The 22,813-nt window shown below is 45.3% G+C and carries 24 protein-coding genes; 10 read left to right on the top strand and 14 right to left on the bottom strand.

What is annotated here, in order from left to right; translation table 11 throughout:
* The 7 genes from G9G53_RS01975 to G9G53_RS01945 all read right to left on the bottom strand — a co-directional run bounded on the left by G9G53_RS01975 (position 1) and on the right by G9G53_RS01945 (position 4,566).
* Positions 1-492 carry an 8-oxo-dGTP diphosphatase gene (locus G9G53_RS01975; protein WP_069012034.1) on the bottom strand — a complete coding sequence of 164 codons (492 nt, stop codon included), beginning with the start codon at positions 490-492 and terminating at the stop codon, positions 1-3.
* Between the two features lie 267 nt (positions 493-759).
* Positions 760-1,716, bottom strand: a complete 957-nt coding sequence (locus tag G9G53_RS01970; protein ID WP_165144968.1) for an aldo/keto reductase — start codon at positions 1,714-1,716, stop codon at positions 760-762.
* Positions 1,717-1,821: 105 nt separating this feature from the next.
* Positions 1,822-2,634 carry a helix-turn-helix transcriptional regulator gene (locus G9G53_RS01965; protein ID WP_069012029.1) on the bottom strand — a complete coding sequence of 271 codons (813 nt, stop codon included), beginning with the start codon at positions 2,632-2,634 and terminating at the stop codon, positions 1,822-1,824.
* Between the two features lie 36 nt (positions 2,635-2,670).
* Complete coding sequence (locus G9G53_RS01960; RefSeq protein ID WP_069012027.1) at positions 2,671-3,132, bottom strand: hypothetical protein; 462 nt, start codon at positions 3,130-3,132, stop codon at positions 2,671-2,673.
* Between the two features lie 11 nt (positions 3,133-3,143).
* Positions 3,144-3,572, bottom strand: coding sequence for a GNAT family N-acetyltransferase (locus G9G53_RS01955; RefSeq protein WP_165144965.1), 429 nt, complete (start codon positions 3,570-3,572; stop codon positions 3,144-3,146).
* Between the two features lie 296 nt (positions 3,573-3,868).
* Complete coding sequence (locus G9G53_RS01950) at positions 3,869-4,222, bottom strand: FlxA-like family protein (RefSeq protein ID WP_165144962.1); 354 nt, start codon at positions 4,220-4,222, stop codon at positions 3,869-3,871.
* A gap of 86 nt (positions 4,223-4,308) precedes the next feature.
* Entirely contained in the window at positions 4,309-4,566 is a 258-nt protein-coding gene (locus tag G9G53_RS01945; RefSeq protein WP_165144959.1) for a hypothetical protein, read from the bottom strand.
* 287 nt (positions 4,567-4,853) lie between these two features.
* Here G9G53_RS01945 and G9G53_RS01940 point away from each other — a divergent pair, with 287 nt between their 5' ends.
* The 3 genes from G9G53_RS01940 to G9G53_RS26865 are packed head-to-tail and all read left to right on the top strand — an operon-like array spanning position 4,854 to position 6,179.
* Complete coding sequence (locus tag G9G53_RS01940) at positions 4,854-5,429, top strand: class I SAM-dependent methyltransferase (RefSeq protein WP_029516416.1); 576 nt, start codon at positions 4,854-4,856, stop codon at positions 5,427-5,429.
* 15 nt (positions 5,430-5,444) lie between these two features.
* Positions 5,445-6,050 (top strand): DedA family protein, encoded by a 606-nt coding sequence (locus G9G53_RS01935; protein ID WP_165144956.1) that lies wholly within the window; start codon positions 5,445-5,447, stop codon positions 6,048-6,050.
* A 39-nt stretch (positions 6,051-6,089) separates the two neighbouring features.
* Positions 6,090-6,179 (top strand): putative holin-like toxin, encoded by a 90-nt coding sequence (locus tag G9G53_RS26865; RefSeq protein WP_367988533.1) that lies wholly within the window; start codon positions 6,090-6,092, stop codon positions 6,177-6,179.
* A gap of 203 nt (positions 6,180-6,382) precedes the next feature.
* Here the strand turns inward: G9G53_RS26865 and G9G53_RS01930 are convergent, their stop codons facing one another.
* The 3 genes from G9G53_RS01930 to recQ form a co-directional block, all read right to left on the bottom strand.
* On the bottom strand, positions 6,383-7,696 hold the full coding sequence (locus G9G53_RS01930) for an alkaline phosphatase (RefSeq protein WP_185156331.1): 1,314 nt from the start codon (positions 7,694-7,696) through the stop codon (positions 6,383-6,385).
* A gap of 176 nt (positions 7,697-7,872) precedes the next feature.
* Positions 7,873-9,741 carry a B12-binding domain-containing radical SAM protein gene (locus G9G53_RS01925; RefSeq protein ID WP_165144953.1) on the bottom strand — a complete coding sequence of 623 codons (1,869 nt, stop codon included), beginning with the start codon at positions 9,739-9,741 and terminating at the stop codon, positions 7,873-7,875.
* A 54-nt stretch (positions 9,742-9,795) separates the two neighbouring features.
* Positions 9,796-11,694: a DNA helicase RecQ gene (recQ, locus tag G9G53_RS01920; protein ID WP_029516412.1), complete on the bottom strand. Its 1,899-nt coding sequence runs from the start codon at positions 11,692-11,694 to the stop codon at positions 9,796-9,798.
* A 223-nt stretch (positions 11,695-11,917) separates the two neighbouring features.
* Here recQ and G9G53_RS01915 point away from each other — a divergent pair, with 223 nt between their 5' ends.
* A complete protein-coding gene (locus G9G53_RS01915) occupies positions 11,918-12,931 on the top strand; it encodes an RluA family pseudouridine synthase (RefSeq protein WP_165144950.1) in 1,014 nt (337 codons plus the stop codon).
* Positions 12,932-13,017: 86 nt separating this feature from the next.
* Here G9G53_RS01915 and G9G53_RS01910 read toward each other — a convergent pair whose 3' ends face one another.
* Positions 13,018-13,866: a hypothetical protein gene (locus G9G53_RS01910; protein ID WP_165144947.1), complete on the bottom strand. Its 849-nt coding sequence runs from the start codon at positions 13,864-13,866 to the stop codon at positions 13,018-13,020.
* A gap of 684 nt (positions 13,867-14,550) precedes the next feature.
* Here G9G53_RS01910 and speD point away from each other — a divergent pair.
* Together speD and G9G53_RS01900 are read left to right on the top strand one after the other, a co-directional pair.
* Positions 14,551-15,357, top strand: coding sequence for an adenosylmethionine decarboxylase (gene speD / locus G9G53_RS01905; RefSeq protein ID WP_029516409.1), 807 nt, complete (start codon positions 14,551-14,553; stop codon positions 15,355-15,357).
* Positions 15,358-15,630: 273 nt separating this feature from the next.
* Positions 15,631-17,049: an NAD-dependent malic enzyme gene (locus tag G9G53_RS01900; RefSeq protein ID WP_029516408.1), complete on the top strand. Its 1,419-nt coding sequence runs from the start codon at positions 15,631-15,633 to the stop codon at positions 17,047-17,049.
* Positions 17,050-17,134: 85 nt separating this feature from the next.
* Here the strand turns inward: G9G53_RS01900 and G9G53_RS01895 are convergent, their stop codons facing one another.
* Both G9G53_RS01895 and G9G53_RS01890 read right to left on the bottom strand, forming a co-directional pair.
* On the bottom strand, positions 17,135-17,815 hold the full coding sequence (locus G9G53_RS01895; RefSeq protein ID WP_029516407.1) for a serine/threonine protein kinase: 681 nt from the start codon (positions 17,813-17,815) through the stop codon (positions 17,135-17,137).
* 137 nt (positions 17,816-17,952) lie between these two features.
* Positions 17,953-18,684 carry an HAD family hydrolase gene (locus G9G53_RS01890; protein WP_165144945.1) on the bottom strand — a complete coding sequence of 244 codons (732 nt, stop codon included), beginning with the start codon at positions 18,682-18,684 and terminating at the stop codon, positions 17,953-17,955.
* Between the two features lie 358 nt (positions 18,685-19,042).
* Between G9G53_RS01890 and G9G53_RS01885 the strand changes: the two genes are divergently transcribed.
* The 3 genes from G9G53_RS01885 to G9G53_RS01875 all read left to right on the top strand — a co-directional run bounded on the left by G9G53_RS01885 (position 19,043) and on the right by G9G53_RS01875 (position 21,221).
* Positions 19,043-19,897: a hypothetical protein gene (locus G9G53_RS01885; protein WP_165144943.1), complete on the top strand. Its 855-nt coding sequence runs from the start codon at positions 19,043-19,045 to the stop codon at positions 19,895-19,897.
* Between the two features lie 113 nt (positions 19,898-20,010).
* The gene (locus G9G53_RS01880) at positions 20,011-20,766 is read left to right on the top strand and encodes a threonine/serine exporter family protein (RefSeq protein WP_029516404.1); all 756 of its coding nucleotides are present in this window, start codon (positions 20,011-20,013) and stop codon (positions 20,764-20,766) included.
* A gap of 20 nt (positions 20,767-20,786) precedes the next feature.
* Positions 20,787-21,221, top strand: coding sequence for a threonine/serine exporter family protein (locus tag G9G53_RS01875; RefSeq protein WP_013309318.1), 435 nt, complete (start codon positions 20,787-20,789; stop codon positions 21,219-21,221).
* A gap of 119 nt (positions 21,222-21,340) precedes the next feature.
* Here G9G53_RS01875 and G9G53_RS01870 read toward each other — a convergent pair whose 3' ends face one another.
* Positions 21,341-21,853, bottom strand: a complete 513-nt coding sequence (locus G9G53_RS01870; protein ID WP_069012554.1) for a GNAT family N-acetyltransferase — start codon at positions 21,851-21,853, stop codon at positions 21,341-21,343.
* Between the two features lie 197 nt (positions 21,854-22,050).
* On the opposite strand from G9G53_RS01870, the gene G9G53_RS01865 reads away from it, so the two are divergent.
* Complete coding sequence (locus G9G53_RS01865) at positions 22,051-22,779, top strand: MBL fold metallo-hydrolase (RefSeq protein ID WP_069012553.1); 729 nt, start codon at positions 22,051-22,053, stop codon at positions 22,777-22,779.
* Positions 22,780-22,813 lie beyond the last annotated feature (34 nt).

Below are 22,813 nucleotides of genomic sequence, written 5' to 3'. Positions count from 1 at the left end.
CTATACACCATAGCTCTTAATCGTTGCTTCCAGAGTTTCATCTGTATCCGCCAGCCACACGGAACTAACTTCAAACGTTCCTGGCTCAAAAAACAATGGAAATCTCCGCTTAAACCAATCCTGCATCGGCAGATTTAGCGCTTCTTTCATATCCACCCACAGCAGTTCTCCCTCGGGGGGATTTTTTAATAGTTCACCTTCAGTGGCTGTAGCCAAATAGTTAAAGACCATATATCTCAGCCCTTGGCTTGGGTCACAATATTCGTCGATTCCTTTAAATACGATTTTCGTAACGGTTAAGCCTGTTTCTTCCCTTACTTCACGAATGGCCCCATTCACAATGCTTTCTGGAAACTCTACTTTTCCTCCTGGAGCAATATAACCCGGAAACCCCTTTCGATTGGGTCTATTCATAAGCAATACCTTACTTCCGTCCTGAATCATACACATGGTATATATTTTGTGTGTCACTTCTGTTGTCAATCCGATCATACCTTTCTTTATTCACGATTCACTAAAATCTAGTTTTACTTTCACACCGACAAACTGTGGTTAAATATGGCATTTCCCATACTTTAACTCGTTATTTTGTAGAGCGCAATAACTCTAACCATAGACTAGACTTGAGAACTCATGCCTAAGTCGGTCAAAATTAGTAAAAAAAAGACCGCCTTTCTACAGAGCCGCTGGTACTACCAAGCGGCTCCAGAAAGGAACGGTCTTATCCTAAACTTAATCATCATGCCAATACTCCGTTTTCTAGGCACGCTCCGGATAACGAGAACCTGCTGCGAAACCTTTAGGCGAAATACGCTCGATCTCTTGAAGCTCTGCTTCCGACAAAGAGACCTGTAGGGCACCAAGATTTTCACGCACTCTTTCCATTCTCTTCGTTCCTGGAATCGGGACGATATGGTCGCCTTGCGCAAGCAGCCATGCCAGCCCCAACTGAGCAGAAGTACAACCTTTTTGGGCAGCCAGCTTTTCGATCAGGAGGACAACCTCTAGATTTTTGGTGAAATTCTCGCCTTGGAAGCGAGGGAAATGACGGCGGTAATCATCCACTGGCAGATCGTCAAATTTTTTGATCTGTCCCGTGAGGAAACCTCGACCCAGTGGACTGTAGGGGACGAAGCCGATTCCCAGTTCGTTTAGTAGCGGAAGGACATCGTCTTCCACTTCTCTGCTCCACAAGGAATATTCGGTTTCTACTGCGGTAATTGGATGCACCGCATGCGCGCGGCGGATCTGTTCAGCCGACGCTTCCGACAAGCCGATATAACGGATTTTCCCTTCCTTAACCAAATCGGCCATCGTTCCGACGGTCTCTTCAATCGGAGTATTGGGATCGACTCGATGCTGATAATACAGGTCGATATAATCAGTCCCCAGATGAAACAGACTGGCGTCTACGGATTTTTTAATATATGCCGGATCTCCCTTGGGTCCCTGAGTGTGTGTGATCCCGAATTTAGTGGCAATCACTACCTCCTCCCGACGACCCTTGAGCGCACGTCCAACTAGCTTCTCATTGCCGCCGAACTTCTGCTGTGCGTATTCCTCACCATAAAGATCTGCTGTATCAAACAACGTTACACCAAGGTCCAACGCTCCCTGAAGTGTGCGCACCGACTCCTCGTTGTTCGGCATCATCATCGTGCCAAGGCCCAGAGCTGATACCTCCAGCCCTTCACATCCCAATTTCCTTTTCAGCATATCATGGTTCCCTCTTTTCTTTGGGTAAATGGATGGAATGAACATGTACTCATTCTAATAGACCCTTATGGAGGCAACCACAGTACGTTTATACTAGTAACAAGATTACCAGGCAGAGGATTGGCTTACTGGCGTGTAGATACAAAAGTGCAGACCCGGTTGGTCCGTAATACTTGCTAAAGAATTAATATCATAGGAAACTGCTTCCACAGCGCCAGGGATTTGAAGGGAAACCCGATTCACCTTTTTGAGCTGGATATGATGCTGCTTCCACATGGTGTCAAACTCCATACTTTCCACACGCAGCCGTTCTACCGTCTCCTCAAACCAAGGATCTCCTAAATACTTGTCATAATAGGTTCTAAAAACAGCTACCGAATAGGACGCGAATTCTTCCCAGTTAACCATTCGACGACGTAATTCGGAATCCACGAACAATAAACGAATCATGACACGTTCAGAAACGGACAGGGAAGAAAAATCGGTAATCACCTCATTCGCCGCGCTATTCCAAGCAAGCACTTCCGCTTTTTCATTGCTGATAAAGGAAGGATAGGACAACTGATCAATAATATGTTGCCACTGTGGATTCAGCCTTGTATGGATGGGCGAAATCGCAACCGCCTCATTGGGATTCCACAATTGAATTAGATGTGCTCTCTCATCATGAGTTAATTGTAGAGCTTCTCCTATACTTTCGATAATCTCCTTAGATGCTGTTACTTCTCTACCTTGTTCCAGCCATGTGTAATACGTCGCACTGACACCTGCCAGCATCGCAACTTCTTCTCGGCGAAGCCCCGGTGTTCTTCGCTGACCCTGTGAAAGTCTAAGACCTGCCTGCTCTGGTTGAAGTCGATTTCGACGTGATTTCAGAAAAGCTCCCAACGTTTTCGATTTACTATTATCATTAGACATGTGTTACCTCTTTTCGAATCAATCGCTATAGAACGCTCACAGTCCCTCGTCAAACAACTGTAGGCCTATGATTTCAAAGGCGACACCGTCGCCCGCTTTAACGTTGACATCACCATTCACTTCTTCAGAATCCAAAATAAACGTAGTGTCTCCTACTACAATCTCCACACATTCTATCTCGTCTGCTTCGCCTTGCATCACTTGATGTATCGTTCCTTGAATCCAATAGTCGCCTAGCTTTGGTTGAGGTCGAAAAATCCCTGTCTCTTCAGTAGGCTTCAGCCTCCTGAACCCCTCTATACTGGATTGAGAAGTCTCGACCGAAATTACACAACCGGGAATCATCTTATTTAAGCTTTGTTCATACGGGACAACATACGCATATCCAGAAGTCAGTTCATGCCAAAAATATGTCCAGTAGCCGTATACTTTTTCCTTGCCAATATTACGAATGGTGATATGCTGATCTTTATTTATTTCCTTGATCTGTACGCGCATCTATAGAATCCTCAGTAGATATTTTTCTTATAATAATAGTGTTTAAAGCCTCTCGGAGCATCGTCAATGACACCAACGACTTCATACCCCTGCTTTTCATAGAATTCGGGCGCTTGGAAAGTAAAGGTATTAAGTTGTATAAAATCGCACCCTTTTTCTTTAGCAATTTGTTCAATTTCACCAAGTAGTTGTGAACCGTAGCCCTTTCCTCTGTAGCTCTGATCTACCCACAAAATATCAACCTCCACCCAGTTCCAACATAGTACACTTAGAAGACCGCCTATCACCTGACCGTCTTCATTTTTAAGCGTAAGATTAATCTCTTCGTATTGGGTTCGAATATCTGCTGGAACGTGTTTCGCATTAAACTCAATCAACTTGTTTCTGACTAAACGCGCTTCATCTCTACTACTTCGATTCATCTGAGGTTCCAGCGTCATGGCATAAATCCTCCAATTTGAAATGATTACTAGCACTTACTGATTTAAATATAGAAAATAATAGGGTTAAAATACTTTCATCTTCCTACTGTTATATATTGTATATACTTTTCTATGTTTAGTCACATGATTCAATTTAGATGGACAGAATTATTCTAATCTAAATATCGCTGATTAAAGTCGTTCCCTGGATTCATGCAAAATATTTAGTAACGAAAAAAGCAGGCCCCTCTGAAACGGAGAACCTGCTATCCTTTATATCCATCGTCTGCCATACAGGAGAAGAGAGGGGATGATTAAATTGAAATATCCAGTGATTTCCCAACTCCCGTAATATCGCTGCTGTTAGCGCTGTTGATACGAGTTGTTTCTGTGTTACTTGGAGCGGGCTTTTCCATTTTTGGAGTTGACGTACTGCTGGATTGCGAACTTTGCTGTGCAATTTGAGCTTCAATCTGTTTAATTTGTTGCTGAAGCTGCTTCATTTTTGTTTCTTTTGTATCTTTATTATCCTTACTTTGCTGTACCTTGTTGTACTCCGCTTCAAGTTGAGCTTTTTGCTTTTCCAGACTAGCTGTATCGTTGGTACTGGATGAAGATGAAGTGCTTGAAATAGATATAGAACTGCTGGATGTGGATGAAATGTTCATACGAGATTTCCCCTTTATAAAAGTATGAGTTTACACGTGTGGGCTAACCGGTTCTAAGCTATGGTGTTGCACTCTAATGACTATGACTACGATGATACAGATTGTTCAAAAGTCTTAGCGATTTTATCGAATAAAGCCGATATTTCTTCATCTGTGGCATTCGTAGGAAGCGGAGCCTGCATTCCTCCCGTGTATTTCATGAATTCCTTGCTCAGTTCGAGTGAATCGTTAGATTTCTTGTGTGTGGTATGCCCCGTGGTATTTAGTCCATTCTCATATGACTTCACCATGTTCGAATGATCATAGGAAGTCGTGATGAGATGCCTGTTAATGGATAGTGACAAAGTAGATCCCCTCTCAGTGTACATAATGTTTTTAGCTGCCCACCTACCTTTCATCGGTAGCAAATCTGAATGCAACCTGAGGGTATGCTGAATGATAACTGAATCAATACAGACTCATTAATACCGTAACCCTTTTATTATTTCCTAGACCATAGTCAAGGAAAATCCCCTCCGCAAGACGGGGGGATCAACCCTACTTGAGACAGGAGTAAGTAAAGGGATAATTTGTTACTCTTAGCAAAGAATAAATGAACGTATTTTAAAAATTGAAAGTAGGGAAATGATGTATGATCCGTATTAGCCATTTGGTTCACGAGAGACTTATGTTCCTAGTCAAATTTTTGTACTCGCCTGCATACGTGGGTAGTGTAACACCAAGTTCCAGATTTTTAGCTAAAAATATGATAGAATCCATTCCATGGAGTGAAGTTCATGCTGTTGCCGAGCTTGGTGCTGGAACAGGGGCAATTACCCAATACATCCCGTCTGCTGCTGAATTTCAACCTAAGGTTTTACTCTTTGAGAAAGACCAAACCATGCAGCAGAGTTTAAAAAGAAGATTCCCGAATTATCTATGCTATTCCGACTCGCGTGAGCTTCAGCTTGCTATGAAAAATGCTCAAATAGAACAGCTTGACTGCATAATCAGCGGGCTGCCTTTTTTCAATTTTCCACAAGCGATGCGGAATCAAATTGTAGAACAAATTCATCTATCGCTCAGGGATGGAGGAATGTTTGTGGCCTTTCAATACTCTAAACAGATGAAGCAGCAGTTAGGTGAATGGTTTGATATTGAAGAAATCAAGTTTGTGCCAATGAATGTTCCACCCGCATTCGTGTATGTATGCCGAAAGAAAGCTTAAGAAAGGAGTACGGGTATGGACGTGGAATATTTAATTTCCATCATCGAACAATACGGCTATGCAGCATTATTCTTTTCTCTATGGCTGGGGATTGTGGGTCTGCCCATCCCGGATGAAGTCATCGTAATGACTGGCGGGGCTGTAACAGGCATGGGCATACTTCACCCGTTACCCGCTTTTTTAATTGTATATCTTGGGGTTATATCAGGCTTGTCCTTAGGTTATGTATTGGGGAGAACCGTGGGCACACCGATTCTAGAACGTTTACGCCGGAAGAAAAAAATGGACAGGTACATTACGTTTTCGGAAAAATTGATACATAAGTATGGAAACTTCACTATTTGCATCAGTTATTTGCTGCCGATCGTCCGTCACATTATTCCTTATATTGTCGGAATCAATAAAATGAGCTTCAAGCGCTACGCCCTCTTCTCTTATTCAACGGGTTTGATCTGGACGCTGATCTTCTTTCTACTCGGACGTATCTTTGGCGATCATGTACAGGCAGTAGGAGAACTAATCCATCGTTATGGCTTGCAGATGGCATTGCTTGTCATCATGCTGACCATTATATTTTTTATAATGAAATTGGTGTGGGGGAAGAAAACAACGGAGGAGTAAAGGTAGAACACGGTCGGCTAGTCTCCTGCAAAGGAGGTGATGCCTGTGGAGGTTAAAGATACATTGATGTTGATGATTCAATTTGCGACATTGGTGATCTTGATTCTTTCCTTCAACAAAAAGAAATAGACCGCCCTCTGGAAAAGGAATGCGGTCTATTTTACTAATCCAACCCTACAACTACCGCCCTTATAAGCGGCTGTTGCAAAAGAGTGAGGATGTTGGCAGCATCCTTGCTCTTTTTCAGTATATACTTATTAGCTTTAATTTATCACAGGAAAAACCATATTGCCAATATGGAAAGCCTTTAAAGTGGCGGCTTACACCCCGAGCTATTTCTTTAATTGAAGCAACTTAACCAGCTTATCATGAATGGCAGTATTCGGGTAATTCCCGCTAAACTGAGAAGAGCCTGGGCCCATCGCGGTTAACGCCACATCAACAGATGTATGTCCTCCCGTGGTCCAGTCAATATAAAACTTTTCATTAGAGCCTTTTACAGTAAAAGGACCATCCTCTTTGGAAACACCTTCACCGGATTCATCCTCCGCATCTTCGCCTTCAATCGCCAAACCGCCCGTTTCATGATCTGCTGTCACCAACACTAATGTATCTGGATGTGCTTTGGCATACTCTTTAGCTACTTTAACGGCCTTATCGAGCTGTTGCCCAGCCTTAATCGTTAGCTCACCTTCATTGTCATGCGCCATCTCATCCGTTCCTTCTTCTTCTACCATCAGGAAAAAACCTTTTTGGTTTTTGGAAAGAACATCAATTGCTTTGGTCGTCATATCCGGTAAAGAAACCGTTGGATTGTAAGAGTTACCCTGCTTGTTGTGAGCTTGGAACATCTCTTCATTGGCGAACAGCCCCAGCAACTTAGAACCTTTGGCTGCTTTCATTCCTGTCTGATCCGTCACATAGCTATAACCCAGCTTCTTCGCTTGTTCTACCAAATTCCCTTGAGTTCCCTTACTCGCTTCCTCAGGATCTTCTGCCGGAGCATCTGGATGTTTGCCTACTGTTCCGGCAGGGTACCAGAAATCCTCACCACCGCCCAGAATAACATCCAGCTTGCTTTTCTCCAAATACTGTTTGGCAATCTCGCTTTGAGCGGAGCGTTTTTCGACATGCGCACCAAAGGCAGCCCCCGTTGCGTCTGTCACTTGGCTTGTCGTCACGACACCTGTAGACATGCCTGCTTTTTTAGCCAGCTCCATAATCGTTGTCACTGGTTTTTTATTCAAATCCATTCCAATCGCGCCGTTATACGTTTTCACACCTGTTGCAATGGCAGTCGCAGCGGCGGCAGAATCCGTAACCAGGTTATCCCCTGAACTTGTGCTAACCAGGCCGGTTACAGGCATGTTGTCCATTTCAAGTAATCCCGATTTCCCTACCGTCGCCAAGCGAATCGCGTTGCGACTTGCTTCTCCCATACCATCGCCGATAAAGAGAATGACATTCTTAGGGGCATCGACTTTCGCTGACGAGGTTTTCTGTCCTTTGGATACCTGTGTCGTAGTAGACTTGGTATTAGATGAGGCTGCAAAAGCGTTAGGGATATTAGCAGATAACAATGGCGCACTCAAAACGGTAATGGCACCTAAAGCAAGGATACTCTTTTTCATCGAACGCTTTTTCACAAGGTCACACTCCAATAAATTTAATATTCATATATGATAAAGTAATCATATATCTGCTTTGTAAAGTATCGTAAAGCAATAGATTACACGAATGTAAAATTTGGAGTGCTCACCTGTTTTTTATAAGACAAAAGAAGGCACCGACTTTTGGTATATCAAAGTCGATGCCTCTTATATTAAATCGCAGCGATATTTTTGCCGATCGGCATGGTGTAGTAGAGCGGCTTTTGCTGTCCATTTTGCTGATAGACTACAAGCAGAAGCGTGCGGCCTTCGGCAGTCAATGGGCTACCCCCACTCAGGATATGATCCAGACTGAACGGCAGTACATCTAGAACAGCGTGCTTTTGCAGTTCTTTTTCACTCAGCTTCAAGGAAGCAAAGGCTGGGATAATCTCGCGGTATGGCTGCGGCTGTTGAATGCCTACATCCGTTTCGCCTGTACTCTCCTTGCTCGCATCTGCCACAAAATCTGCAACCACAGGTGACAACAGCGCATCCGGGTGCTGGAGAACCATTTTCATATAGCTGGACCAATCATTCTTCTCCAAGCTATGCTCCCACCAAATTTTACGCGGCTTATATTTATGGTTAAGGAAATAATCAAGCTTCATCAGTCCAAGCACCATATCCATTCGCTTTGTTCCACGCGATTCCAGAAAGGACTGGAGACGTGTGAACAAGTCTTCGAGCTGATGTCCGATTTTTTGCCAGCCCTGTCCTTCCCAGTAGTCTCCGAATTCCTGAAAGAAATCAAAGGCGGACGAGAATTCACGCTCAATCAGATAGTTGACTGTATGATCCATACGATGAGAGTTCCAATATTTTTCCAATACATCTTCCAAGCGCTTGAGTCGGACGATATCGGCAAAGGAAAGGACGTCATTGCTCAGCATTTCATAAGGCGCCACGTCCATGTACGTGTAGTTGTACTTATCTGCGTCGATACGCAGTCCAGTGCCACGCAGCATTTTGAGGAAGCCAAGTTGAAGCTCTTCCGGGCCGAGCGCAAAAACGTCATTAAACGTTTTACGGAATGTGTTGTAGTCCTCCAAGGGCAACCCGGCGATCAAATCCAAATGCTGGTCAATTTTACCGCTTTGTTTGACCTTGGTAACAGTACGGGAAAGTTTGGTAAAGTTCTGGCGACGCTTAACCAACTCATTGGTAGGATCATTCGTTGATTGGACGCCGATTTCAAAACGAAATACGCCCGGCGGCGCGTTTTCCGCCAAATAATCCAATACCTCGGGACGCATAATATCTGCCGTAATCTCAAACTGGAAGACACAACCACGGTGATTTTCAATCAAAAATTTGAACATTTCCAGCGCATAATCGCGTTTAATATTAAACGTCCGATCCACGAACTTAATTAGGTTGGCTCCATTGTCGATCAGATACAGAATATCTGACTTTGTACGCTCGATATCGTAATAGCGCACCCCAACTTCGATGCTTGACAGGCAAAACTGGCAACTGAACGGACAGCCTCGGCTCGTTTCAAAATAAACAACCCGTTTCCCAAGTTCCGGTATATCCTCTGCAAAACGATAGGGCGACGGCAGCTCGTTCAAGTCCGCTTTCGGGCGACCGGGCATCTGAATGACCTCTTCTCCCTTACGGTAAGCCAGTCCATACACAAAATGGAACTTGCGATCCCCTTCCAGCTCCTGCAGCAGTTGATGGAAGGTTTCCTCTCCTTCACCAACCACGATAAAGTCCACATTCGCCAAACGCTTCATCCAGTGATCCGTATCGTAGGATACCTCTGGACCACCCAGAACAATTTTGACTTCGGGCATAATCTTTTTCAATACATCGATGACTTTAATCGTCTCTTCAATGTTCCAAATATAACAGGAAAAGCCGATGACATCTGCCCCCCGTTGAAACAAATCGGATACGATGTTCATCACCGGGTCCTTAATCGTGTACTCCGCCAGCTCGATATCAAAGTCCTTTTCACTGTAGGCTTTGAGACATCGGATGGCCAGCGAGGTATGAATATATTTTGCATTTAACGTTGATAAAATGACTTTCATAGGTCACAACCTTCTATAGTTTGCATGGACTGTTATATCCTTACCTTAGTATGGCTATTCAAAATCCTCGTACACATCGTCTGCATAAATCTCGTCCTCACTTACCGTTCCCCCGATATTCCCCTGATTATGAAAAAAATCAAGAAACGGCTTGCCGTACTTGCGGAACTTCACTTCTCCGACACCCTTGATCCGCAACATCTCTGCCTCGGATTGTGGGCTCGCTACGCTCATCTCACGCAGCGTCGCATCATTGAAAATGATATAAGACGGTACATGCTCCTGAGCGGCCAGATCGCGGCGGATCAGGCGCAATTGCTCGAACACGGTTTCGTTGACTGCAGCCGGGTATGCATCGCGTCCCTGTCGTCCGCGTGAACCTGCTCCACCTGCAAAAGCCGTGGCATGTCGCACAACACGCTGCATGACTTCTCGCTGGCCCTTCAGCACTTCAGCGGCAAGCTGCTGCAAGCGTACGACCGGATATTGTCCCTCGGACAACATCAGATAGCCTTCCGAAACAAGAACATTGATGATTTCGGCGATCTCTTTTTCCGTCCGGTTGCCCATCACGCCATAGGTTGGTAGGCTGTCAAAACCATACTGCAGCACTTTTTTGTTACGCGAGCCTTTCAACACCGAGGCGACCATCGAGACCCCATAACGTTCCCGCATGCGATGAATGCACGAAAAAATCTTTTGCGCATCTATGGTCATATCAACCAGTTCCCGTTCATCTGTACATGAACTGCATATGCCGCAAGCTTTATGCTCCTCCGCTTCTCCGAAATACTCAAGCTGTGCTGTACGTAGGCAACGAGTCGTGTAGCAATAATCAACCATCTGCTGGAGCTTGCGATAGTCATTACGCTTGCGGTCTTCATCCTGTGGATTTTGCTCAATCAGGAACTTCTGCGTCACAATATCTTGCGGTCCGAACAGCAAAATACATTGACTCGGGTCGCCATCACGTCCTGCGCGTCCCGCCTCTTGCACGTACGCCTCCATATTTTTAGGCATGTTGTAGTGAATGACATAGCGTACGTTCGATTTATCTATCCCCATGCCGAAGGCATTGGTTGCTACAATGACACGGATATCGTCGTACAGAAACCCTTCCTGGCTATCTGCACGTTCCTGATCTGTCATCCCGGCATGATAGCGTCCAGCCGCCATGCCTGCGTCACGCAGCCGTTGGTACAAATCGTCCACGTCCTTACGTGTCGCAGCATAAATAATGCCGGATTCACCCTCATGCTCACGGGCGTAATTCAGTAAAAAGCTGCGTTTGTCTTCCCCGCGCAGCACACTGAACGCCAAATTGGGCCGTCCAAGGCCTGTAACGAACGTCTCCGGTGAGCGCAGACGAAGCAAGCGCACGATGTCATCCATGACCTGCGGTGTCGCCGTTGCCGTAAACGCAGCCACGATTGGACGTTCATACAGCCCGTCCACGAATGGAGCCACAGCCAGATAGCTGGTACGAAAATCATGGCCCCACTGGGATACGCAGTGAGCCTCATCTACCGCTACGCAGGAAATCGGCAACTGAGCCATTTCATCGCGAAACCAGTCCAGTTCGAGTCGTTCCGGTGCGACATACAGTAACTTCAAGTCACCATTCCGTGCGGCTCGTATGCGATCATTCACTTCTCGACCACTCAACGTACTATTGATGTAGGCAGCAGCAATCCCCATCGTGGTCAGCGCATCCACCTGGTCCTTCATCAGCGAAATGAGCGGTGACACGACAATGGTCAGCCCCTCATGCAACAACGCGGGGATCTGGTAGCATATCGATTTTCCGCCCCCTGTCGGCATGATGCCCAACGTATCGTTGCCCTCCAGCATACTGGCCACAATTTTCTTTTGTCCCTCCCGGAAATCGGGATAGCCATAAAATTTTTGCAGCAAGTCCTGCGCCCGTTCCAAGGTTGGTGCTTGTACACTCATAGTTTCAAAACTCCTCATATTTCTAGCGTCCTTGACGCATATCGGCTTTTCTTTCGTTACCTTTAGTTTACCGGGGTTCAGGGTAATGTTCAACCGCTAGAAGACTGCCAATCTGGTTTAGTCCCTTATGGCGTTCGCTGTTTTCTCATGATATAGTGAACACGGTGCCGAAAATTTGTCCATAATTATGAAGAGACACGGTTCCAAGAAGGAGAAAGAACCCATGAACAATCGGAAACCCCAACGGAAAAATCATACAAAATCTACGTCAAACGCAAGCCATTCCAAACGCAGTCATAAACCTGCCGGAAGATCTGGCTCCCATAGACCGGAAGCTCCACGGAGAACGAATGCTTTTGATAAAGCCCCTGCCAAAACATACATCGTCCAGGAGCCTGCCGAGCTGTTAAGCTTTTTAGTAGAGCATGTGACTGGCATGGGTCGCAACTCCATTAAATCAGCACTGGCTCGTGGGCAGGTGTCCGTCAACGGCATTCCGCGTACCGTGCATAATTTTCCACTGGAGCAAGGTCAGACTGTCGCTCTTTCCAAGGAAAAGGTAATTCCCGTCGTACCACTGACTGGGCTACGTATTTTGCATGAGGATGAAGCCATTATCGTTATCCATAAGGATGCCGGGTTGCTGTCCGTGGCTTCAGCGCAGGAGCAGGAAGTAACAGCCTATCGCCAGCTTACGACCCATGTGAGACGCGAGCATCCGTACAATCGTATTTTTGTACTGCATCGTTTGGATCGTGATACATCAGGAGTGATGATGTTTGCGAAAAGCGAAGCCATACAGCAGGAAATGCAAAAAGCGTGGAAGGAAGTTGTGTATGAACGAACATACATTGCTCTTGTAGAAGGACAGGTTAAAAAAGCTGAGGGTACAATCACCTCATGGCTGAAAGAAAGCAAGACGCTAAAAATGTATTCCAGTCCTTATCCGAATGACGGACAACACGCAGTCACTCATTACAAGCTACTTCAAGCCAATCGGCATTTTTCTTTGCTGGAAGTACGTTTGGAGACCGGACGCAAAAATCAAATCCGCGTACATATGGAGGATATCGGTCATCCCATTGTTGGAGATAAAAAATACGGTTCCAAATCCAAGTCGATTGGGCGCCTTGGCCTACATGCGAGGGTATTGTCTTTTATTCATCCCGTCACCGGGGTATTGCTGCGTTTTGAATCCGACATCCCTAAAACCTTTTTGAATCCGTTCCGGGAGTAGAATTGAGCAAAGCATACGGAGATTAGATAGAAAAATAGAAGAGGAAATGAGGGGGCTGTAGAAGGACAGCACCCTTTTTTGATTGATTAAGCGGTATACCTCCGAACACCATCAGCCATTTTCATCAACTCATCCCATATATATATGGGCGTATTACACACTGGACAATCTACCCAACCATTTAAATAGGGTAATTGGGCAATCAGCTTGTTCTCTTCAATTTTTTGGACATATTCGTGCAACCACTGCATATTAGCACCTCTATGGTCCAATGAACGGGGGCGAATCGGTTGGGGAACCAGATTATCTGAATTTACAGGATCCTTATCATAGACAACCAAGGTGTCATTCTGTTCATCAGGCCAAATATAGAGCGGGGTACCGCAATGCGGACAATCCAGCGTATATTCGTCACCAGTATCGAAGCTTTGTAGCATATAAGCTACGCAGCGATAACCCTGAAAAGCGGCACCCGCAGCCAGAACATAGCGTTTACCGACATCTCCTTCGTGTTCTTTCGCATACAGCACCATTTCTTCAGTCAATTCTGCAAGTCGGACAATGGCACACCGATATTGCGCGTAAATATATTCAGCCAGACTAGAATCCACTTTCACCTGATCCCTTGTAAATTCCAAAGGAACTTTGGTATGTAAGGGATTGTTATTCTTCGCTTCGAATATTCCGCAAATGTTATATATATCTGCACGAATCCCTATATCAGAACTTTTTAACGCAATGTCTACAAGGTAAGGTACAGCCGCAAATGTACAAGTATACAACGTATTTTGGTGATACAGCTCCTCCCAATACAAGGTGTCAGCCATTTCGCCATCATATCCGGCTTGGAGCTGCTTCAACATTTCCGGGACGTATTGAGAAGAACCATAAGGGCCTTGGAGCAGAGTCCAGGCCGGATCGGACAAAGCCAGCATCTTGATACTCCTTCCACCGTTTTTCTTACAGTAAAGGATTTTGCAAAAATCCAATAAGCGACTTCCAATGAACAAAGGTATAGAACGAAGTAGTTTAGTTCGTCTATATCTTGCACTTCGGAGCGACTGGAATCGAATTGTGCAAAATCCTGACAGTAACATGGGATCGGTTTGTAAATTAAACTCGCTAACAAATTCATTTTAACTTCATAATTCTCAGCTTCTTACGTTTATTTTATTATACGCATATTATTAGCTGAAGTTGCTTTCTCGATTTATGCAATATACAAAATCACTATTTTTCCGGGTCTATAATCATATTCGGTTAAGCTTTCGGCATTGTGAAGGTGATACACATTAAATTACTGAATTACTAACCTGGTTCTTAAGTTCTACTACGAGTTCTCTGTCAGTTCAGTTCCTTCTTCGTATACATAGTTCATATTATAAGTCCTGTTACTTAAAAATTGCTGAGTAAGAAATAAAGTATATATACATTAAAATTTCCATACATGTAAAAACAAAGCCACTCCCCTGCCTGTTTTTAATTATGCCAAACGGGTAAGACATACTTGTTCAAGCCTTTAATCTAACAGCTACAGAACTGATTTTATGAATCGGTATATGAAAAGGCGTGTTGGGAATATTATGTATGAATACTGCGACTATAAGGGGAAATAGCCTATGACCATAACACCGGAACAGCGGATTACCCTGCACGGATTTAACAACCTGACCAAATCATTGAGCTTCAATATGTACGATATTTGTTACACCAAAACCAAAGAAGAACGCGAGGCGTATATTGAATATATTGATGAACAATATAACTCAGATCGGCTGACAGCTATTTTAAAAAATGTATCTGACATTATCGGCGCCCATGTGCTCAACGTAGCCCAGCAGGATTATGTTCCTCAAGGAGCCAGCGTGACAGTACTTATATCAGAGGGACCCATTGTGGAGGTTCCGACTGAATCTTATGCCGAGTCACCAGGCCCCCTACCTGAATCTGTCGTGATACAGCTGGATAAAAGCCACATTACGGTTCACACCTACCCGGAATATCATCCAGACGAGGGGATCAGTACGTTTCGAGCAGATATTGATGTCTCTACCTGTGGGGAAATCTCCCCGCTCAAGGCACTCCACTATTTGACTCATTCTTTCGACACCGACATTATGACGATTGATTACCGGGTACGCGGCTTCACACGTGATATGAATGGACATAAGCTTTTCATCGACCATGATATCGGCTCCATTCAAAACTATATTCCAGACGAAGTGCGCAGTCAGTATGACATGATCGACGTGAATGTGTATCAGGAAAATATTTTCCATACCAAATGTAAGCTAAAACAATTCGATTTAGACAATTACCTGTTCGGCTACACCAAGGAAAGTCTGACTGAAAAAGAGCAACAAAATATATCAACACGTCTCAAAATTGAAATGGACGAAATTTACTACGGTAAAAATATGACGTAACAGATCGAATGTGTGAAAATAAAGTGAATCATTTCATTGAAAAAAAGGATGATCGCTTGGACTGAAATACAGCCAGGCTTTCGTCCTTTTTTTGATACAAAATAAAAGATATTACTCAACTTAATCTGTACAAGCGAGTGATTGTTCACTATGATAGGGGAAGAAACCACTAATTTGAAATATCAGCATAGATTTTACATCCGCTTCATATTGTAAGCGCAATCAATCGATCCTACGTATGATTTTGTCATGGAAGACAAAGGAGGAATTTGCATGCAAGGCGGTATTGGCGGTAAAAATATCATTTTACGACTGGAAATTTCCACAGAGCACATCCAATTTGGTCAATTGATTACGTTGGTAAACGAACATGGCGGGGATGTAATTGCCATTGACGTCATCCGCACCTCTGAGAAGGTCACTGTGAGAGATATTACAGTCACCATTGCTGATCCAGCAGAAATCGATCAAATGATTGCCCGGATTAAAAAAGCACAAGGTGTTAAGGTATTATCCATCTCTGATCGTACCTTCCTATTACACCTCGGAGGTAAAATTGAAATGCAGCCCAAGGTCCCCATTCAAAACCGCGATGACTTATCCCGGGTATATACCCCCGATGTGGCACGCGTATGTATGGCGATTCACGAGGAACCGGACAAAGCTTTCCGTTTGACGATCAAGCGCAATACGGTCGCCGTCGTCTCTGACGGAAGCGCTGTCCTCGGGCTAGGCAACATCGGTCCCTATGCAGCCATGCCAGTTATGGAAGGCAAAGCTATGCTGTTCAAGCAGCTCGGGTCCGTCGATGCCTTTCCCATCTGTCTGGATACGCAGGACACCGAAGAAATCATTAAGGCCATTAAGCAATTGGCCCCAGCCTTTGGCGGTATTAATCTGGAGGATATTTCATCGCCACGATGCTTTGAGATTGAGCAGCGGTTACGTAACGAGCTGGACATACCTGTTTTTCATGACGATCAGCACGGTACAGCTGTCGTTTTGTACGCAGGGCTGATCAATGCGCTCAAGGTTGTCGGCAAGGCCCTGTCTGACGTCAAAATTGTCGTCTGTGGTATCGGGGCTGCGGGTGTGGCCTGTACGAAAATTTTGCTATCTGCAGGAGCAGTCAATATCATTGGCGTAGATCGTCACGGAGCGCTTACAGCGGATGAAACATACGAGCATCAAATGTGGAATTGGTATGCGCAGCATACCAACCCCGAACGGCTGTCTGGCACGCTGTCCGAGGTTCTGAAGGACGCTGACGTGTTTATCGGACTCTCGGCAGGCGGACTACTGCAACGAGAAGACGTGAAACGTATGAAAGAAGCCCCGGTACTGTTCACTATGGCTAACCCGGTTCCCGAAATTGCGCCAGAGGACGTCGAGGACATTGCGGGTGTCATCGCCACCGGACGTTCGGACTATCCTAACCAAATTAACAATGTGCTTTGTTTCCCAGGCATCTTTCGAGCAGCGCTCGACTGCCGTGCCCGTGAAATCAACGAAGAGATGAAGCTGGCGGCCGCCGAGGCCATCGCAGGCACGATCCGTCCTGAAGAACTAAACAAGCTGTATATAATCCCTGGTGTATTTAACGAGAGTGCGGTTCAACGGGTGCGTGAAAAGGTAATTCAAGCCGCAATTGCGAGTGGTACAGCGAGAAGAGTGCCTCGGGATTTCAGATAAAAGAAAAGGATTGCTCCCCTAAATGCGGGTGCAATCCTTTTTGCTATGGAAAGATCAGACTGCATATCCGTTATCTTCACAGCGGTTATGACCTCCATTTAGAGAACAATTGACTGGCACGCTGGGCAAATTCCTCCAGATTAAAGTTGGAGTTGTCCAGCTTGTAGTACCATTTTTTAATCGTATCCAAAATCCATGAGGGAACTTTAACCTCCGAGATACCGGAATAAAACGTATGATACGCCCACACCAAATGCTCCCAGCGCTTGTCATCGCCTTCCTTCACGTATTCAGATACGTCCAATACCTTGGCACGCCCGTCTTGCATGAGTACATTCTTGAGGTGGATGTCACGGGGGTTTAGCCCCTTGGATCGGACAAATTCTCTCGCCTTTTCCACATCCAGAATGACCTGCTCTGGCACAGGAATTCCTTGCAGCAAACAATCCAGCAGCGTAATACCGGATTCATAACTTATGACAATATACTTGTCGCCTTTTCCGTAATAATGAGGAAAAAAGTCAGACCCTCGCAAACGCTCATATACGTCGGCCTCCGCATCTTTCTTGTCGATCGCCATGTCTGAGTACACCTTGAATGCGTAGCCTGGCAACGTATCCAGCGTAAATACGGCCGCATCTGTCCCGATGCCAATACAGCGGACGTCTTGAGTGGCTGTTTTAATGGTAACCGGATCATTATCCTCTGTACTGTATACGGTCACTTGACTTATGATGTCTTCTGCCTGCCTCCATTGTTCTACCATGCGCGATCCCCTCCTTTTCTGTTCTAAACCATTACCAATGAAATTAGATCTATAACAGATAAATAGTATTACGGGTTAGCTTTGGGAATGGCTTCAAAATAGGTTGATTCTTTTAGAAAAAACGGTATGTGCCGTGTCTAACGAGCGTCCGGCAAAAGCAACCTTCTTAACTCTGCATAGCTTGCTGCTGTTTTATAGATCCCTAGCACGTCAGTTTCCGGGGGAGCGTTCCTGTGATTGAACCAGATCACCTGCCAATTCGCAGCTATAGCTCCCGCCACGTCATTGCGCCAGGAATCCCCAATGTAACAGCAGTGCTCTGCTAACGTTCCTGTCCGTTCGTTCACTACTTCAAAAATGCGCGGATCAGGCTTGGCATAGCCAACGGTTCCAGATACAAAGATATGCTCTCCTGCAACATGATTTTCCAACGCCATAGCCTTGATCTTGCTCATCTGGTGTTCTTCAAGACCGTTGGTAATTAATCCAACTAAAAAGCCAGCCGAGCTCAAATCATTTATTAACGAGATAGCCCCCTCAAAAGGCTCAATTCGGTACTGACGATCCAAATATTCTTCTTGAACATGTTCTGCCTGCTCACGGGTAATTTCTATCCCGAATTCTTGTAAAGCCAGAATGAAACGGCCTTCTCTCATCTCATCCAGTTCATGCGTCCCTGCCTTCCCCTCCAGTAGTCCTCCTTTAGCCGATAGTACATCGCTATAATAGCGAATACGATGGTAGGCTTTCTCAAAAGGAAAACGCTCACTCAATCCTAATACTGTTCGCAATGCATCGCGTGTAGGGTGCAAATGATCGTACATCGTATCATCTACATCAAAAAAAATAGCCTTCTTTTGCAAGTTCATATGCCCACTTCTTTCTGTTAAATCTTCGGATGTCGCTCCTTTTCACCTTGTCCTGATATTATACCCGTTGGCCTGTTGCGTTGCACCCTGTCCTTCACACTGCGCTCCTGCATTCACACTTCACGGTTGCTAACATACACTGAAAAAGACCGCATTTTCGCAAACTCACTTTACTTCTCTACCGAGCTAATATAGGTATCTTGTCCTGCTTTGCCCGAAAGCGTTTTATTTGACAACACACGGGTAAAAGGTCACATTTTTGAAAAGATTCGTCATACAGGTTTACATTTCGTGTAAAATCACGTACCTTTTAGGGATGGACGCTTTATGGATGTATTGGATAAGGGAGGCATACACGATGGATTCCGGTTCTAACCTAGCCTATGGATCAGCTACACCTTTGATTGAGGCACTTATAGAATTTGAAAAGGAGCTCGAAGCGAACCGGCATTCTTTGAGTTTTGATTTGGGATTGATTATGGAGCAGGGCCGCGCGCCACGATATATGGCTACACCACCAGATGTTATTCCTTTTGCCCATGCAGGGGTGGACGGAATACATTATGGCTTTTTAACGGATTTTGGTCTTGAAAAGGACCTTGCACAGGCCCCTATCGTATGCGTATCTCCCGTCGATTGGACGGGTGTATGGGTGGTTGCCCGTCATTTGCAGGATTTTTTAAGTGTTGTTTATACAGAGAACAGTTCATTACAACGATACTACGCCAGTGGAGATGACTATTCTGGACATGCAGGTCAGCGACTGCCTCAGGTTGTAGATGAACGTACCGCGTTTGTACGCGAATGCTTCCGGGAACGCTTTGGTATCGAACCGATTCAGGATATGGCTGCCTATATCGATAGTTTGCGTACAGAACGGAAGCACAATGAAGCAGCTCCTACGCTGAACGGCTTGGGCATTCAGGTATCTTCTTCTGCGAAGCATAGCTCTTCTAAGGAGAGTGCACTCTTGACCGTAACGGAGCCTTTCCTTTGGGAACAACAAGGCGAAGCTGTGCGTGAGTTATTCCACAACGGTTCGCGTGAAGCCAGACTGGCCTTTATTCGAGATGCCCAGACACGGCATCTGTTCACCCATTCTGCCCTTCGTGCTTTTGTAGCTGGACAGCTTAAGTTGATGGGCCTATCTGAGGCCGCAACATATCTGGAAGAGTCCTACTATACCGTTATTCCTGATATGATAGAATCATGACGAATTCCTTGGATTTCCCCTAACCTAACCGCCTCCGAAAAGGCGGCTTTTTGTGCTACAATAAATGAAAATAATAGGGTCGAACGGCCCGGTACGAATGAAAGAGAGCGAGCATGAATAATCATTCCTATCCTACTCCTGAAATCATTGAGGTTTGTCTGTTGGCGGGCAAACTGATGATGCAAAATGGAGCCGAAACCTATCGTGTTGAAGACACGATGTCCCGCATTGCTTCGGCCTATGGCATATCCCAGTCCCATAGCTATGTCACACCAACTGGGATTTTTTTTGCCATTAATGACTCGGAGCCTGCCACGCTCATTCGCATCGTAGAGCGGACCACCGATTTGCACAAGGTGACAGAGGTCAATTCCATTTCACGTAAAATCAGCACAGGTGATTTGTCTCCCCGCGCTGCCGTCAAGGAGCTTTCGGAGATTGAATGTGGTCCCCTCCGTTATTCTAACCGTATACAGCTGATGGCTGCTGCGTTGGCCAGCGGTTGCTTTATGATCATGTTTGGTGGAGTTTGGCGAGATTTCCCCGCAGCTGTGTTATGCGGAGGTATCGGATTTGCAGCCGTACAGTATTTTCACAGGCTCGTTAAGGTTAAGTTTTTCTCAGAGTTTTCTGCATCTTTTCTAATCGGTTTGCTGGCGGCTCTATTAACGATAGTAGGCTGGGGACAGATGATGGATAAAATTATTATTGGCTCTGTCATGCCACTGGTTCCAGGCTTGTTAATTACAAATGCCATCCGTGATTTAATGTCCGGGCACCTTGTTTCGGGTCTTTCCAAGGGAGCCGATGCTTGCCTGACGTCTTTCGGCATTGGAGCTGGCGTTGCGGTGATCATTTCTTATATGTGATTCGGAGGAGATTCAAGTCTATGCTTGCACAATTATTCACAAGCTTTATTGCCACCGCTGCATTCGGCATACTTTTCCATGCCCCTCGGCGCTCGCTGCTGCAATGCGGTTTCGTCGGTATGCTAGGCTGGCTGGTCTATTATTCAACTACGGACAGCATGGGACCTGTGAGCGCCAGCCTTTTGGCAACGATCCTCATCGGCATCGTCAGTCAAGGCTTTGCGCGGCTGTACAAAATGCCTGTGATTATTTTCAGTGTCGCAGGCATGATTCCGCTCGTTCCAGGGGGAATGGCCTATAATGCCATGCGCCAGTTCGTACAACAACATTATCCGCAGGCACTGGAGCTGGCGATGAGCACGCTGATGATCGCAGGAGCGATTGCTGTCGGTTTGGTGCTGTCTGAAGTGCTTAATCAGATTTTTCACAGTATACGTTTTAAACCACAGCGCTAAAAGCGATGAAAATAGAAAAGCAAAAGAGGCTGCTCCCAAAATCATCTGCAGTGTATGAGACGATTTTGGAAACAGCCTTTTTCTGTACACGTTACAAAGAATATTTATATGTCATAAGCTTATTCATCCACTCGCTTACCCAATATCGCCAAATCTCGCTCTATGCTGTCCAGCACAGCTACACGCGGATAGTACCCCCATTGCTCAAAACCAAACTTCCGTAGCAGCCCAATACTTGGCTCATTATGACCAAAAACAAATCCCAACAACGTGGTAATCCCCAGTCTCGGACATTCATTTAGCAAGTGCTGCACCAGTCGACTTCCTGTTCCGGTTCCACGAGAATCCTCATGGACGTATATGCTAATTTCTGCTGTACCGTTATAAGCTGGACGCCCATAAAAGGACTGAAGACTGGCCCATCCGGCAATTGTACCCTTTTGTTTTAAAACCCACAAAGGCCGGTGGTTTTCCTGATGAGCCTCAAACCATGGAATTCGACTTTCCACTGTCACCGGTTCCAGATCTGCCGTGACCATTCGTCCTGCGATCGTAGAATTATAAATGTCCACAATATCGGGAAGATCCTCTTTGCATGCAAATTCAATGGAAAAAGATTGGTCGTTATTCATTATTCGTATCCGCCTCCTATTGTGTGATTTATTTATTGTACAAGACAAGCGCCCGATCAGCCATATCGAGTTGTTTTGCGGATTAGTCCCAAAGGGTTTTATAATAGAGCTTGAAGAAAAACAAAAACGTAGTAAGCGATTTAACATGACGAGACGGGAGGTATGTTTCGGAGTCAAGGATTCTGAAGCAGCTTAATATGAATATTGGAACTCAACTCTTGATTTTGGAAATACCTATGGAATCTTTTTTTGGAAAAACAACCATTTATCCTGTACTGCTCAAGGACGAGGATGGACTTACACTGATTGACACGGGAATGCTCGGCCAATTGGAGCCATTGCGCAAGGCTATTTCAGATGTGGGTGAGGATATCAGCCGCCTGAAAAGAATTATTTTAACACATCAAGATATTGACCATATCGGAAATGTTCATGCACTGCTGGACTTGCTGCCGAATACTGCCCTGTTAGCCCATAAGGATGACGTCCCTTATATGACAGGAGAGCGACCATTTGTGAAGCTAACGCCGGAACGGATTAATCAGTTGGATACTACGCTCAAGCAACAAGCAGAGGATCTGATTCGCCGCCTGCCAGATTTGCGCTTTGCTCATATTCTTGAGGATGGTGAGCATCTACCCTATGGTGGAGGAATACAGATTATACATACACCCGGCCACACGCCCGGGCATATCAGCTTGTATGTGCCCGCACAAAAGCTGCTCTTGGCAGCAGATGAGTTGCTTGTAGTCGAAGGTGAACTGGTCGGTCCCGCTGAGTCGGCTACGCCGGATATGCCACTGGCCCTAAAGAGCCTCGATAAACTGACTGTATTGGATGTTGATAAGGTACTCTGCTACCATGGTGGTTACTATGATCAGAATGTACAGGCACGTCTGCAAACATTAAGTCAGGAAAGAGAATAAGTCATTCCATGCTATAAATAATGATGTATGAAGA

The organism is Paenibacillus sp. EKM206P, from assembly GCF_011066155.1.
Classification (GTDB): Bacteria; Bacillota; Bacilli; order Paenibacillales; family Paenibacillaceae; genus Paenibacillus; species Paenibacillus polymyxa_D.
Note: the sequence above shows the minus strand (reverse complement) of the source record. Positions and strands in the feature narration are given on the sequence as shown.